The 13,982-nt window shown below is 50.0% G+C and carries 13 protein-coding genes; 4 read left to right on the top strand and 9 right to left on the bottom strand.

The annotated features are described in order from the left end of the window. The first annotated feature begins 174 nt into the window (after window positions 1-174). A complete protein-coding gene (locus AB1656_13900) occupies window positions 175-1,326 on the top strand; it encodes an SGNH/GDSL hydrolase family protein (GenBank protein ID MEW6236476.1) in 1,152 nt (383 codons plus the stop codon). 121 nt (window positions 1,327-1,447) lie between these two features. Here the strand turns inward: AB1656_13900 and AB1656_13895 are convergent, their stop codons facing one another. From AB1656_13895 to AB1656_13885, 3 genes are all read right to left on the bottom strand, one after another. After that, window positions 1,448-3,748, bottom strand: a complete 2,301-nt coding sequence (locus AB1656_13895; GenBank protein ID MEW6236475.1) for a cbb3-type cytochrome c oxidase subunit I — start codon at window positions 3,746-3,748, stop codon at window positions 1,448-1,450. 19 nt (window positions 3,749-3,767) lie between these two features. Beyond that, window positions 3,768-4,376, bottom strand: coding sequence for a hemerythrin domain-containing protein (locus tag AB1656_13890; GenBank protein ID MEW6236474.1), 609 nt, complete (start codon window positions 4,374-4,376; stop codon window positions 3,768-3,770). A 67-nt stretch (window positions 4,377-4,443) separates the two neighbouring features. Then, window positions 4,444-4,866: an Rrf2 family transcriptional regulator gene (locus AB1656_13885; protein ID MEW6236473.1), complete on the bottom strand. Its 423-nt coding sequence runs from the start codon at window positions 4,864-4,866 to the stop codon at window positions 4,444-4,446. Between the two features lie 376 nt (window positions 4,867-5,242). On the opposite strand from AB1656_13885, the gene AB1656_13880 reads away from it, so the two are divergent. After that, a complete protein-coding gene (locus AB1656_13880; protein MEW6236472.1) occupies window positions 5,243-5,800 on the top strand; it encodes a flavodoxin domain-containing protein in 558 nt (185 codons plus the stop codon). 138 nt (window positions 5,801-5,938) lie between these two features. Here AB1656_13880 and AB1656_13875 read toward each other — a convergent pair whose 3' ends face one another. The 4 genes from AB1656_13875 to AB1656_13860 all read right to left on the bottom strand — a co-directional run bounded on the left by AB1656_13875 (window position 5,939) and on the right by AB1656_13860 (window position 10,716). Beyond that, window positions 5,939-7,723 (bottom strand): hypothetical protein, encoded by a 1,785-nt coding sequence (locus tag AB1656_13875; protein ID MEW6236471.1) that lies wholly within the window; start codon window positions 7,721-7,723, stop codon window positions 5,939-5,941. Between the two features lie 261 nt (window positions 7,724-7,984). Next, the gene (locus AB1656_13870) at window positions 7,985-8,167 is read right to left on the bottom strand and encodes a hypothetical protein (protein ID MEW6236470.1); all 183 of its coding nucleotides are present in this window, start codon (window positions 8,165-8,167) and stop codon (window positions 7,985-7,987) included. Between the two features lie 129 nt (window positions 8,168-8,296). Then, window positions 8,297-8,836: a DUF192 domain-containing protein gene (locus AB1656_13865; protein ID MEW6236469.1), complete on the bottom strand. Its 540-nt coding sequence runs from the start codon at window positions 8,834-8,836 to the stop codon at window positions 8,297-8,299. Between the two features lie 17 nt (window positions 8,837-8,853). Continuing rightward, window positions 8,854-10,716: a glycosyltransferase gene (locus tag AB1656_13860; GenBank protein ID MEW6236468.1), complete on the bottom strand. Its 1,863-nt coding sequence runs from the start codon at window positions 10,714-10,716 to the stop codon at window positions 8,854-8,856. Between the two features lie 503 nt (window positions 10,717-11,219). On the opposite strand from AB1656_13860, the gene AB1656_13855 reads away from it, so the two are divergent. Both AB1656_13855 and AB1656_13850 read left to right on the top strand, forming a co-directional pair. Then, window positions 11,220-12,158 carry a hypothetical protein gene (locus tag AB1656_13855; GenBank protein MEW6236467.1) on the top strand — a complete coding sequence of 313 codons (939 nt, stop codon included), beginning with the start codon at window positions 11,220-11,222 and terminating at the stop codon, window positions 12,156-12,158. Window positions 12,159-12,194: 36 nt separating this feature from the next. Further along, window positions 12,195-12,557, top strand: a complete 363-nt coding sequence (locus AB1656_13850; GenBank protein MEW6236466.1) for a hypothetical protein — start codon at window positions 12,195-12,197, stop codon at window positions 12,555-12,557. Window positions 12,558-12,672: 115 nt separating this feature from the next. On the opposite strand, the gene AB1656_13845 is transcribed toward AB1656_13850, so the two are convergent. Together AB1656_13845 and AB1656_13840 are read right to left on the bottom strand one after the other, a co-directional pair. Further along, window positions 12,673-13,149: a DUF3592 domain-containing protein gene (locus AB1656_13845; protein ID MEW6236465.1), complete on the bottom strand. Its 477-nt coding sequence runs from the start codon at window positions 13,147-13,149 to the stop codon at window positions 12,673-12,675. A 244-nt stretch (window positions 13,150-13,393) separates the two neighbouring features. Beyond that, window positions 13,394-13,982: hypothetical protein (locus AB1656_13840; protein MEW6236464.1), on the bottom strand; the 589-nt coding region annotated here is incomplete at its 5' end.

The raw sequence follows: 13,982 nt of genomic DNA, 5'->3' as shown, positions 1-13,982 counted from the left end.
ATCGACGATGAAGAAGCGTACAAATCGTGAAAGAATACGCAAGCCGAATGGATTCTTTTCCCGCCAATATTTTCTTATACCCAAAACGGCTCTTTAATGATATATCAATAATGCCCTGAAGCAGAGACGCAAGCCGCCGACAGGGCGCAAGACCGATTGCGATGGGAGGCTGTCATGCCGTCATTGACATACGCCGCATTTAAAAAATGGGGAAAAGCGATATTCTTTGCATTTCTTTTGGGATGCACGATGTTGGGACTATTGGTTTGCCTCTTCGCCGCCGCCGAAGGCGCCGCCTATTGGCTGGATCGCCGCTCCCCCGCTTTAAACGCGCCCGAAGAGCATCAGGACAAGCGGGAATTAGCGCCTTACCTGCTGTTGCAAGCCGAACCGAATACGGCGATGAAACTCTCCTGCCCCCAGCCGGATGGAACCTCTGCGCCGGGAGAAGCGCGGATCAACCAATATCGCTTTCGTTACGGCGATCTCACAAAAAAGAAACCGGAAAATACGCTGCGAATTTTTTTGCTCGGCGGCTCGGTCGTCTTTAACGGCTCCTCCAACGAAACCACGATTTCGGGATACTTGGAGGATTTGCTCAAAAAGAAATTTCAAGGCAAGGGGATGAACGCGCAAGCCGTCAACGCAGGCATGACGGCGTACATCAGCACTCAAGAACTGATTCTATTAGTAACGCAAATCGTCGACTTCGACCCCGATATCGTCATCGTTTTGGATGGATACAACGATTGCCTGATTCCATTTTCCGGCCAGGACGAACGGCTGGGATACCCCTACGGCTTCAAAACGATGGAAGCGGCCTGGTATCAGACGACGGCGATTCTCAAGGGAATGCGCGAGTTTTCCTTGCCGTCGCATCTGCTCTACGGTTCGCATTTCCTGCGGCGCATCAATCCCAATTGGTCCTACAGCCAAGCCCTGACGGCGCGGAGAATGTCCCGCCCTTCCGATGAAACCGTAGAACGCGCCAGCGCCGCTTCCGCCGCCGGATTGCTGGCGGAAAATTGGAACAAAATGAAAATCGTCCTGAAAGGCAAGGGAATCAAAGGGCTATTCGCCTTGCAGCCGCTGCCGAAAGAAGGAGGCGTCTTTACCGAATTTTACGATCGGGTCGAGGCCGAAATAAAGGAAAAGCCCTTAGATGATCCCGATTGTTCATTCATCAACTTACGCCCATTTTTACGCGACCGCTTGGATCTGTTTTACGACGAAATCCACACCTACGCCGAAGGAAACGCGCTCTACGCCGAAAGGCTGCTGGATGTTTTGGAAGAGAAGAATTGGATTCCAAGAGAGAATGAATGACTTATGCAGAGCGATAAATCATGCTTCATCCTTGGAAATTGCATTCTCCATTTTGGACAAAAAAAACGGCGGAGAAATTCCGCCGCGAAAGGGGGGGGAATAATGGAGGGAGGGATGATTGTTATGGGTTAGACGCCGCGTGGGGATTGATTTCCGCGCTGGGAATAAGGATGACTTCTTCTTCCTGAATGCCTACCGGTTTCAAGTTCCGAAAGGCTTGTATGACGAAAATCAAAAGGCAGGCTGCGCCGCCGATAATGATGAAATCGGGAATCATGCGCCATTGTCCAATAAATTGGATGAGAGGCAAGTTGTAAAATTCAGGACTGCGCGCATGCCATAATCCATTCGTAAACGAGTCCCACGTCTGCAGGAAGCCCACCGGCGCCAGCGTGAAGATCGCCATCAGGAACAGGCCGCCGTTCATACCGATGAACGCGCCCTGCAGCAGCGAATCGTTCCATTTTTCCGGCTTGACCAAACCACGCAGCGCAAAGAGCATCAATCCGATCGCCAACATGCCGTAAGTCCCAAAGAGGGCGGTATGGCCGTGGTTCATGGTGAGATAGGTGGAGTGTTCGTAATAATTGATGATCGGCGTCGTAATGATGAATCCAAAGACGCCCGCACCCAGAAAAGCCCACAAGGCGGAAGCGCCCATAAAGAGCATCGGCCAGCGGTAGGGAAACGATTTGTTCGTAACCGGCGAATGGCGAGAATCCAGAATCACTTTGAGCAGCAATAGCAGGATCGGCACAGGCTCCATGGTGGAGATAACGCCGCCCAGCGCCAGCCAAAGATCGGGATCGCCGAACCAATAGTAATGATGGCCTACGCCGATGATGCCGCTGAACAGCGCCAAACTGGCCGTAAAATAAGCGGCGCGCAGCGCTTTGCGCTTCGGCGCCAGGCCCAGCGTCGTTACCACGTAAGCCATAGCGGCGGCGGCGAAGAATTCGAAGATGCCTTCCACCCAAGTATGCACCACCCACCAGCGCCAAAAGTCGGCTACGGTTAAATTCGTGTTGGGCGTATAGAACAAGCCGAAAGCGAAGAAGGAAACGATGGCGAAGGCGGAGTAAGTATAAAAAGGGACAGTCCCCCATTTATCTTGCCCGCGTCCAAAATTGGGCTGGACGGCGCGGGCAACCAATACCAACCAGATAATGAGGCCCACGAAAAGCAGAATCTGCCACAACCGGCCCAATTCGAGAAATTCCCAACCTTGATGGGCGAGCCAAAACCACGCCGCGCCTCCTAGTCCTTTGACGCCCATAGCCGTTCCCACCAGTGCGCCGACGGCGACGAATACCACGGCTCCAAAAAGGATATCCACTAACAATCCTTGGGCTTTCGGTTCTTTTCTTCCCGCGATGGGCGCCAAGTAGAGCGCCGCGCCCACCCAAGCCGTGGCGATCCAGAATATCGCCAATTGCAGATGCCAACTCTTAGGCCAATTGTAAGGGAAAAAGTCCGAAATAAGTTTGATCCCATAAAACTCGCCGGGATGGACCGTGTAATGCGCCATCAAACCGCCCTGCATCAATTGCAAGAAGAAGAGAAGAACTACGACGAGAAAATATTTCGCCGTTTTGCGCTGGCTGGAGGAAATCGGCAGACCGATCAGCTTCTCGCCCACCCGTTGATCGAGTTCCAGGCCGTCCAGGTCTTTATCGAAATTGAATTTGAAATAGGCGGCCAAGGCGGCGCCGATCGCCAACATCAAGCCCAATAAAGAGACGATCGACCAAACCACCGCTTCAACGGCGATGTCGTTGCCCACGCTCCGATCCGGAGGCCAATTGTTGGTATACGTCAACGCCTTGCCCGGCCGCAGCGTTCCCGCCGCCCATGCGGTCCAATAAAAGAAATCGGCGAGATGCCGGCGCTCTTCCGGAGTATTGATAACGCCGACGCTGACAGCCGCAGGCTTGTCCCCCAAAGAAAAGACGCGATCCCAATGGGCGCGGATATGCTCCAACGCATAGGTTTGCGCTTCGGTCAACGACAATTTCAGGGATTGGGAATCCAGGCGATTTTCCTTGATTTCCCGAATCACTCGTTCATCCAAAACGGATTTCTGTTCGGGAGCGAGTTCTCCATAAGGCTTGCTATATTCTTTTTGCGCATAGAAATCGCGCATGAAAACGCCGGCGAGATGAAGCGTCGTCGCCGAATAATCGTTGCCGCGATAGGTTCCATGCCCCCAGACCGAACCGTTATCCATCAAGCCATACTTTTGCCATACATGCTGACCCTGGAGAACGTCGTCCTGCGCAAATAACGCCGCTCCGTCCGGCCCCACAGCCACCGCCGGATAAGGCGGCGCCGCTTCCCATGTATACCATCCGCCAACGAGCGTGATGAGAATCGCACCAAATAGAGAAAATACGAAGAATCCTTTGAGTCCATTCGATATCATGTTTTTTCCTCCCGATCGTTTAATGAGTATGATGGCAGCCGCAGGTTAAGGCTGATAAATCCACTTCCGCTGGCGGAACCTGATAACGCTCGGCGAGCATTTGCGCGACGCGCAGATATTTTTCATGAGTTCCCGCTTCCATTTCTTCCTCTTCCACATGCTCGAAGAGCGCCATCAATTGGCGTTCGTCTTCCTCGCTCATGATTTGGTTCGCCATAGAGAAGAGGCAATGGTCTTCCTTTTGGATGTGCTCGCGCAGCATCTCGATATAGCCGTTCGCATGATTCGCAAAACTCATCAGCGCTTCGCCGCCGCCTTGCGCCGCCGCCGCGATGGCTTCTTCCATGCCGCGTACATGCGCTCGTCCGATTTCATGCTCTCTTAACATTACTCCCGTCGGGCCGTTGTTCCGTTCGAAGCCTTTCGCCTCCATCCAGGGGAAAAGATGAACTTCTTCCTTGCCGTGGTGGCAACGGTCGGCGAAATTTCGGAAGAAATCGACGGCCAGACGGGCGGATTCTTCCTCCAATCGGCCTTTCGCCGCACTCTCCTCCACAATGGCCTGCAAGCTATTCAAAACTTGCTCGATGACGCGGTGTTCGTTTTTCAATATCTCCGTAGGTTTCATGACGCTTCTCCTCTTGCGTTGTATAAGGATAATAGCATAGTATTATCCTAATTGAAATGAAAAAAAATCATCCCGATTCCGGGATCGATTTTCCGTCCTGAATCAAATCGGCTATCGTCGTTTCTTTCAATAATTGAATATACTGATCGCGGACTTTTCCCCAGCGCTGATGTATGGCGCAGGGTTTGTTTTCCGAACAAGTACTGCCGCCCAAGAAGCAACCGGACAGCCGTCCGATATGTTCGATCGGATCGACGATATCCAAGAGGGTGATCTTTCGAGGATCCATCGCCAGCCGAAAGCCCCCGCCCAATCCTTTTTGCGATTCGACCAATCCAACGCGGGAGAGCGTCTGCAATAACTTTCCCAAATAATTGCGCGGGGCGTGAATGACATCGGCGATGGAGCCGGCCCCGGCGTAAACGCCATCGGGCAGCTCGGCGAGTGACATCATGGCGCGTATGGCATGGATTCCCGTTTTGGATAACATCGCGCTCCTTAAAATATCTAATCGCATGTCATTATATTATTTATTCCGAAACTGTCAAGAGGACCTTTTTATCTTTTGGGGGAAATAACGGCCATGAAGATGATATCGCCAAAATTAGGAAATGCAGGGGAAACATGCGAGGAGGGGGACTCGAACCCCCATGCCTTGCGGCGCTAGATCCTAAGTCTTATATATCATTACACTTCTCCTCTTGAACGAAACGGCTAGTTGGTCTAACTTCTTTCTTGTGGAGGCGGGGGCCTTCCCGCTTTTTTGTCGATCTGAACTCTTGCCATTTCGCTCGCGCTATTGAGCGGCGCTAACGCAACGCTTGCGATGGCGTTATAATTTTCTTCTTTAAAACGAAATCTTTTTCATGCGAATATTATGGAAAGAAAACTCCATGACGGCTATTCATATCGTTTACCATAGCGTAAAAGGGCATACGGAACGCATCGCCGAGGCTGTGGCGGAAGGCGTGGAATCGACGGGGGGATGCTCCTCGCGGCTGATCCGCTGCCAGCAGGCACGATCGGAGCATATAACGGGCTGCCAAGGCTTGATCCTCGGATCGCCGACTCATATGGGCAACGTCAGCGCGCCTATGAAAGCATTCATGGACGACGTGATCTCTTCCGTGTGGATGAAGGGCGGCATACCCGGCGTTGTCGGCTCCGCTTTTACTAGCAGCGGCTCTCTGCATGGAGACCAGGAATTTGCGCTGCTGGCCATGCTGGTTACGATGTTTCAATTGGGTATGACGTTGGTCAGCCTGCCGCCGGGTTTGCCCGAAAACAAAACGCTGGGTTATTCCCACGGCGTAGGAACGAGCGTCCTGGGCCGTCAGCCGAGTCTGATTCCTGCCGAAGACCTGGCAGTGGCGAAGCGGTTGGGAAAGCGCGTCGCCGAGGTGGCGCGGCAAATCCACGGATGAGTTAAAACAGCAAAACGATATGCGCGATATCGACGAGGCTCGCTTACGCTCGACTCACGCTGCATTCTGCCTTCCCTGCGATAATTTCATGAATATAACCGCAGATCGATCAAGTAGCGAGGCTCATGTTACGATCCCTCATTCCGGGAACGGCGTTCCCGGCTTCATGACGAATACCTCCAAGCGGTCGATCCAGACGTTGGCGCTTCCTTCTCCTCCAGCGATTTGGATGAAGGGGCTGATGGTTGTTCCCGCGTCGGGCTTCAGGAGCGTCATGAGGGTTCCCTCTTTATCGACGAAAGCCGCAGCCGTGGTCATTTGCGTGTAGGCTAACGAGCCGTCGAAATTCTCGTTGGTAAACAACGCTCCTTTCAACGCTCCTACAAAGAGCGATGCGGAAGGAGCGTTCGTCTGCGCTTGCGCGCGGATGAGAGCGGGATAGCCGCCGGTGTCGATGGCTTTTAGCGTTATTAGAAACGTTACCTCTCCTTTGCGAATAATAGAGAAGAGTCCTTTTTTGTCTTTGGAGGAAGGGATTTGTTTGTCGGATAGATCGAGAAACGTCGCGATCCCCGGCGATGCGCCGCCGAAGCCGCCGGGAATTTCCTTCCAGCCGTTATCTTCCAGCGTGGATTTGTCGAATTCGAATACGGCGATGGGCTGCGGTCCTGCGCTGACGGACGTCGGCGTGGCGGCGGGAGGCGCGGTTGGCGTTCGCGTGGGCGTAAAGGTAGCGGCGTCCGGCTTTTTCGTAGGCGTGGATGTGAAAGTATACGTGGGCGTAGGAACCGGCGTGAATGTCGGCGCCGGAGCGGACGATTTGGTGGCCGTGGCCATGAAGGGCGGCGTATTCGTCGGCGTCGGCGTCATGGTCGGCGTGCGAGTGGGCGTGGGGACGGTGGGCGTAGCCGTTGGCCGCTCTCCTTTGGGGCCGTGCTCGAAGATGGCCAGTTTATCGTCTTCAGCCACGTACACGTATCCGTCAAAGGCGATTACGTCGAAGGCGTGCATCTCCGCTTCGTTTTCTTTAACGACGTCCGCCTGCGCGACGCCTCGTTCGTAATCGATGATTTTCAATCCGCCTGGAACCATAGGTTCGAATACGCTGGTGGATGCTTTGGCCATGACGGCGATATAACAGAATTTCTGACGCAGAGAGATTTTATACACTTCGTGCATGTTAAAGAGGTAAACGGTATTAAGTTTCACGGGTTTGTCAGGATTGGAAATATCGTAAAACGTCGTCCCTTCGAATCCTTCCGCGACGCCGAGAATATCGCCGTCGATATCCAAGCCGTCGTTGATGTCCAAACTGGGAACGCTGGAAATTTTCTTCAATCCGGCGGGATCGCCGATGTCCAGAACCAGCAATTCGTTCCACGTCGTTACATAAGCTCGATGGCCGGCGGAGATCATATCCGTTACGACTTCCGACGTGTTGAATCCTCCTAAAATGACAGGCTCATTGGCCGCCGATACGGAAATGGACAATAGGCCCGAAGGATCGAGACCGGCGTAAACGATGTCTCCAACGGCGTACACCATTTGGATTTTCTTGCCGGGATCGCCCGCTCGCTTCGCGAAAAGAATTTTCGGCGCGGAAGGATCCGCGATATTGACGACGAGAAAATTCGGTTGCCGTTCGTCCCAACTGTCTAAGCTGACGATCGCCAAGTCGCCGCTGGTTGCGATTCCGGAAACGCCGGAAGATACGGCGAATTCGCTCAATAAAACGGGATTAGCGCGATTCTGAATATTGTAGATGGCGACTTTATCGGCGCCTCCCGCCAATAGCAGCGGATCGCGAAGTTGAAGAACCAATCCCGGCGCTGCAATGCGCTTGACGGGATTGATTGTGTCAGCATTAGCCAGAATCGTCGCGCTGCATAATAATAAAAGAAAAATGTAAGTTACACGTCTCATGATTAAGTCTCCATCCAATTAAAGAATTTGTAATATTCCTATGGAAATCAAACAGCCCCTCCGAGTGAAGGGGCTGGACGTCAATTTCATTCTTTAAACTTACATTATCGCTCCGTTTGTTTGTCAGAATCAGGATGGGCAGGATTTTCAGGATTCTCAGGATAAAAACATTCTAGTCATCCTTTCATCCTGTATATCTACATCTTGTTCTAAAATGGAAGATCGATTGCAATTCTTCCAATATTTCTTTCCAGTTCGGCATTATTTTTCATAAATGCTAGAAAGCGGTAATGAGTTGTGGGATAAACGAGTCGAAAATTTTCTTTCTTTATCTTTATCTTTTTCGGATTTTTTTATCCTATACTTTTTTCTTTCAAATTCAATTCCCAACCGTTCGAAAAAAGATTCTATCGATTCTTGGTTATCGATTTCTGGTTCCGGCATAAGAAACTCCTTTGCTTAAGAAAGCATTATTTTTCAATATAGTCCATCTCTTCCTAAAATTCAATTGTAATTCGCGCATAAGAGACACGCATTCTCCATTGATGGATGGCATTCTGTTCGTCGGCGTTTCTATGGCGCCGTCTTGCTCTCCCATAGCAGCCGAATTTTTTCGAACGGCAGCGGGAAGACGTCTCCTGGTTTGATTCCATGTTTTTCGAACCAGCCTTTATTCATTTCTAAAGCGTAGAAGCAATCTTTGCGGCTGGCTCTATAGCGTTCCACGGGCGGGAAAGAACCGACTTGCGGCTTCATGTCTTCGATGTTCGCAATGGTTCCATCTTCCAGCATGAAGGCGATGGAGAGCGGGATTTTCGTGTTTCTCATCCAAAAAGTCAGGTAATCCGTCCGCCCCAAGACGGTTTCGTCGTATACGAACAGCATCCCGCGATTTTCCGGCATGGACGTACGGTACATCAATCCTTGCTGTTGCTCCTTGGGCGTAATGGCGATTTCGATTTCCACCGTTGTTCCACCCGCTTCGAACTGGATAGCGGTCAGCGGTCCCAAGGCGTTAGGCGGCATGGCGGAGGCGGTCTCCTTTTGACGTTGGCAGGCTGGAAGAAACGCCAGCGTTAGCATCAGAAAAAAAAGTCCTTTTTTTCCTATCATCGAATGGCATCCTTTATTTAGAATGAAGGCGCTGCGATTTCGATCAGCAACCGTTGGATTCTTTGCCGGTAGGTTGCATGTTCCAATACGAATTTCTGCCCCGCCCGCGCAATGGCTTCGCGCTCTTCTTCATGTTGTAGATAATACTCCGTTTTGGCGCGCAATTCTTCGGGGCCGCGAAAGCAATCGAGATGTTCGCCGATTTTGAATTCGTCTTCGAGGATCGAGCGGTATTCCGTCAACAGAAAACCGCCCGCCGCCAATACGTCGTAAACTCTCGGATTCGTCGAGTTGACGCATTGAACGTGAAAGACATTGACGTTGATCCGAGTATGATAATAGACGTTCGGCAAATCTTCGAGGTAGCGGGGCGCTTTTCCGGCGAAGCAATCCTGCAAATCCTGCGCCCATTCGCCGCGGCCCCATTCGATTCCGCCATAAGTCTTCAATCCTAAGGCGCGCAGGGGCTTTAAAAAATGCAGCCGCCGCAGATAAGTCGCGCTCTCTTCGAGATAGAGCACTACGAAACCGCTGTAGGGCAGCCTTTCCCTTCCGGGCGAGGCGTCGAAGCGCTCTTCCAGGGAGCGCGCGGGATCGCCAAGATAATCTTCCACGACGCCGTCTAGAATCGCGACGAACTCCGGGTCTTTTCTCAGCCAATATTCGCGTACGGCTTGGAAGCGCTGCGCCGCCAGCGCTCCCACGAAGCCTACCGGCGGCCCTTCTTTTTCCGGCCAGTTTCCGCCGGGCTGGCAAGATGGCAGGGGACGGATTCCAGCGGCGGTGGAGAGTTGCGCGCCCTTCTTGCCGCCCAGTTCTTCCAAATAGAGCAAGTATGTTGGATCGAAGGAAAAGTAGAAATCGGAGGCTTCGATCTCCTCCCGCGTCGTCTGCACCCGCTTAGGGCTGTCCAAAAACCAAAGGACTTTTTGGATGGGGAAATGGCGCAAGTTTTCCACCCCTTCGGGAGAGAGCGTATTGCGGTTCATCCATAGCAAGACGTCTGGGAAGTGCTCTCGGGTATAAACCAGCCAGATGTAAGGATTGAGAAAATGGAGCAGCCGTTGATTGCCCAGAAAGTTTTCCACGGCGCAGCCTTCTTCGCGAAAAGCGTCGCCGATCGAAGCGGCTAGGTAATCGTGCTCCGGTTCCACCATCACAATTTTTTTCTTATGGCGAATATCCCGCGCCGCCGCCGCGTAATGCGCTTTCAAATCTTCGAAATAGTGCTTCGAAGCGTTAAAAACCGTTTCCGCCAGCGGGGACAATGCCGCTTGCAGCGAGTTCATCATCCGCCGCATTTCGCCGTTCCAAGCCGATCCGCAGAGGACGGATAGGGGAGGCAAGAGAGAAACGGGATTGGTTTGGAAAAAGCGAATCGCCGCCTGCCCTGGATCGCCGCCCAGCAGCAGAATCGTCCGGTCGGAACGCAGCGCATCCGTCCAATCGAACAGCCGCAGCGACAAATGGAACAACTCGACGCGGTCTTCCGCCAGCAACATGCGCTGAGCATGACGACCCTTGCGCAGGTTGGGATAGAGCGTAAGCGGAAGATATCCCAGGCTCGGACGAAGGATGAGGAATAAACTCTGCGCGCTCCAGTTTACGCTCTTAATGGTTTGTTCCGCCGCCATCCAGGGATTTTCCGGGCCGTGAATCCATTCTTCCTCCTCTATCGGCGATGCGGAAGGATGAGGACGAATCCGGCAGGAATAAGTGGTAGGACCGATTTCGGTTATGAGATAGTTGGAATCGGAAGCGGATTGCGAGGAGAGAAGGAGAACGTATTGCGGGTAAATCTCCCCGATTAGAGCCATGTTTCTTTGGTAGAGTTCCAATGAACCGATTTCATTCATGGCGCTGAATACATACACTTTCACAAATTATGATATGCAATTGGCGGGCTGCGTTCTAAGCCTGCTTTGTAAGAAGCATCGTTCTAGCAAGAGACAGAGGCTTCATTTTTTCACGTTTTTGAATCACGAAACCGCGAAAAAACCACGAATTTCACGAATCACGGATAGGGCGGATTTTTTTGGATTCCACGGAAAAATCGTTCTCAAAGCGCGATTTCTTGCTCAATATTCAAATCCTTTTTTTCGTGTTTTAATTTTCATTTCGCGGTTTTGCGATTCAATACGGAATTCTAAATAACTTCTATCTATTTTTTTCATAACATCCGTTATTCATTATTACCATGTATTTCATTCTGGCAAAACCCGGCGATGGAAAGGAATATCGTTTTTCTTGATTAGTAGTCGAGATTAGTCAAGTCCGTTGGATTGTGCTATTCTTTTCAATGAGAAAAAAGTGGAAGAGGCTTCCAGCCTCTTGAGCGAAGAAAGAGCCAAGATGGCTCTTCTACTGACGCTAAGGATATATTATGAAAGTGCGATGGATGCTTTTATTTTGGCTCTGCGCCGGTGTTTTGAACGCCGCCGCCGAGCAAACCAGCAATAAGCCGAAGGCGAAAGAAGAAGGCGTCACCCAATGCCGCAGCTTGGAGGAACTGAAACAGGCGAAGGCGCGCGGCGATCTCTTCCTCAACATCGGCAGCGAATTCAGCAGCAGTTACTACGTCCGCATCGGATCGGATTACAAAGGGCCGTTTCAATCGCTGGCTACGGCCAAAAAAGTATTGGAAGAATACCGGAAAAAAGCGAAGGAGACGGGCGTCAATCTGGATAACTATCTCGGAAAAGACGTCGTTTACAATCCCGGTCTAGTGATTTTTCCCTTCGTTGAATTGGCGCAGGAAAAGAAAGTGCTGTTTACCGTTCCCAGCGGCAAGACCGTCGATTCCAGCCAAGTAATGATTCATCCCGAACCGCTTATCTTCGAAGGCATTAAATTCGGAAGAATTCAAATGGGCCAGCAGGGCGCTTATTTCGCCGTAACGGGCCAGGCGGCGTCGAGAGCCATCGTTTCTCTTCCTACGGATTCCTTGAAGTTTTGGGTAGGCGCGGCGGTAGTCGGCGCCAACGGTTCTACGTTGTGGAAAAGTTACGGCGCCGCCGATTCCGATCTTGTTTTCAAGTGCATCGACAAAATCGCGCCTACGACGGACAAGCCCGAATTTCTGCTCGTCTTCATGCTGGCGGAAGGGAAACTGAAGGAGATGATCCGTCCCTCGAAAACCATTCCTGAAATGGACGCAGCGCCTTACGGCTATCATGTCCTTTGTTCCGCGGCCTTGGACGTGGGACCGGATTGGTTTCCGCCGATTCGAAACGAGATTATGGATGAATATCAAAAGGAACTAAAAAAATTCGAAGAAGCCGAAGCGGACAAGAAGTTGAAAAGTTTGAAAAGACCGCGATGAATGATGTAAAAAAACGATTCGTGGGCAGAAGTAATCTTGCTCTTGCCATTCGACGGTTTGATGGAAAGACGCGAGATCGTCGCGGAAGAGAAATACGGTTACAAGTACGACGTGCGGACGACGCCGCTCTACGGCCAGTTCACCGCCTTCGATCAAGCTTTCGGAATAACGCAGCAGGGCGTTTTGCCAATGGCGGGTTATGCCGTTAATGAAGAGGGCGAGCGCTTCTCCCCCACGTCCCAGCCGTTTGAGAAATTTGGCCTTGGTCAACGAAGCCTGGCTGAAGAGGTAGGAATATATCGCGAAATTTATCAACAACTACGAATTGCGGGCGCACGATTTATACGTAATGGTCGTTCCGGCCGAAACGACGCGGATATCGCTTCCCATCAGCCCTGATCTGGGCCGAGGGTCGCTCGTTCCAAAGAGCGCAGCGTCTTCCGAGGGAGGGCCGGAAAACGTTTCAACGAATGACCATGCGCCTAAGATAATTTCTACTTTGAATGGGAAAATCTCAAGGGAATAAAACATTGCCCTTACCGCCCGCCCTTTCATTATGTGAAAGCCATAAGCTGAGTAGCAATAACATCAACCCAAACATCGCTTTTATGTAAGGAGATATAAGCCCGCAAAGCAAAACAGATGATTGGGGTTTTTGGGGATTATAATAAACAGGTACTTTCATATGTATTGGATACTTATCAATCCACTTTTGCGCACGAAATCTTGAGCCAAAACCAAAGCGATATACTCCTATTCTATTATTTTCGTATACCTTTCCATTGACAATATAAGAATACTCTACGACAGGAAAATAATAATTATCATCGGGAATCAATTCATCATTGATATATGCGTCTATTATTTCTCCTTCCGTCATATTGAAGAACAAATATACCTTAACTTGATTCTTAATAATCAATCCATAAAACAGAAGTATAACAAATCCGAATAATCGAAGGCATGCTATACCTTGTTTTCTTCTTCTCATTGATTCCATAATTGACTTATTTGTTCTTTAATTTCAGGCATATGCAATAACATATTTATCGTTCCAAAGAGCGCGGCGTCTCCCGCTGGAGGATTGGAAAAACTATCGCCGAACGTCAACGCGCCCTAGATGATCTCTCCTATAAATGGGGAAATCTCAAGGGTAAAAAAACCTTACCCTTGCCGCCCGCCCGCCCCGGCTTATTGGATCGATATATGAATTCAAATTATCTATATGTAATATTTCACTGCTTATTACTTTCTTTGACTAGTTTTCGCGCCTCATCAATATATGTTTTAAATGGAGTATCATCGATTTTATTCTTAACATTTTCATTGATAACACCCGAAAGAAATTCATTTTCAATAGGTGCTATGCGAAAGTAAATAATAAATTCATTATCTTGAAGATCCTCTGTTGGAGTGCAACTTACATCTAATCTGATCGATGAACTGAAATCCCATCTCATAACAATAATTGAGGAACGTAATTTTTTGTTTTTGGAATTAATAATTGTATGGAAAGTTTTAAAGGGTTCACCGATATGTTTAAAAAACAAATATATCAAATCAATATTTGCATGACGATAATTTTTTGCCAATGTTATATTATATACGTCAAAATTAAACCTGGTCTCCCTAAGAATTCCATTGTTATCCATATCAAATTCCATTGCAATATAAGGAGAGTCTGGATTAGAGTCATATTTAATCGAATACATCTTAGGGGGTAAATTAATATTCATTGGTATGCGTTCCGATTTCCTTTTTAAATATTTAGAATTTTTCATTTCATTCAAAAATTCATCGTTATTCATCCCAATATAAAGATTT

Source organism: Candidatus Omnitrophota bacterium (genome assembly GCA_040755155.1).
In the GTDB taxonomy this organism is placed as follows: domain Bacteria; phylum Hinthialibacterota; class Hinthialibacteria; order Hinthialibacterales; family Hinthialibacteraceae; genus JBFMBP01.
This window is presented reverse-complemented; position numbering and strand designations above follow the sequence as displayed.

Excerpts from the sequence above, each read along its gene's own strand:
- AB1656_13900 (MEW6236476.1), top strand. The coding sequence starts at position 175 with ATGCCGTCATTGACATACGCCGCATTTAAAAAATGGGGAAAAGCGATA.
- AB1656_13895 (MEW6236475.1), bottom strand. The coding sequence starts at position 3,748 with ATGATATCGAATGGACTCAAAGGATTCTTCGTATTTTCTCTATTTGGT.
- AB1656_13890 (MEW6236474.1), bottom strand. The coding sequence starts at position 4,376 with ATGAAACCTACGGAGATATTGAAAAACGAACACCGCGTCATCGAGCAA.
- AB1656_13885 (MEW6236473.1), bottom strand. The coding sequence starts at position 4,866 with ATGTTATCCAAAACGGGAATCCATGCCATACGCGCCATGATGTCACTC.
- AB1656_13880 (MEW6236472.1), top strand. The coding sequence starts at position 5,243 with ATGCGAATATTATGGAAAGAAAACTCCATGACGGCTATTCATATCGTT.
- AB1656_13875 (MEW6236471.1), bottom strand. The coding sequence starts at position 7,723 with ATGAGACGTGTAACTTACATTTTTCTTTTATTATTATGCAGCGCGACG.
- AB1656_13870 (MEW6236470.1), bottom strand. The coding sequence starts at position 8,167 with ATGCCGGAACCAGAAATCGATAACCAAGAATCGATAGAATCTTTTTTC.
- AB1656_13865 (MEW6236469.1), bottom strand. The coding sequence starts at position 8,836 with ATGATAGGAAAAAAAGGACTTTTTTTTCTGATGCTAACGCTGGCGTTT.
- AB1656_13855 (MEW6236467.1), top strand. The coding sequence starts at position 11,220 with ATGAAAGTGCGATGGATGCTTTTATTTTGGCTCTGCGCCGGTGTTTTG.
- AB1656_13845 (MEW6236465.1), bottom strand. The coding sequence starts at position 13,149 with ATGAGAAGAAGAAAACAAGGTATAGCATGCCTTCGATTATTCGGATTT.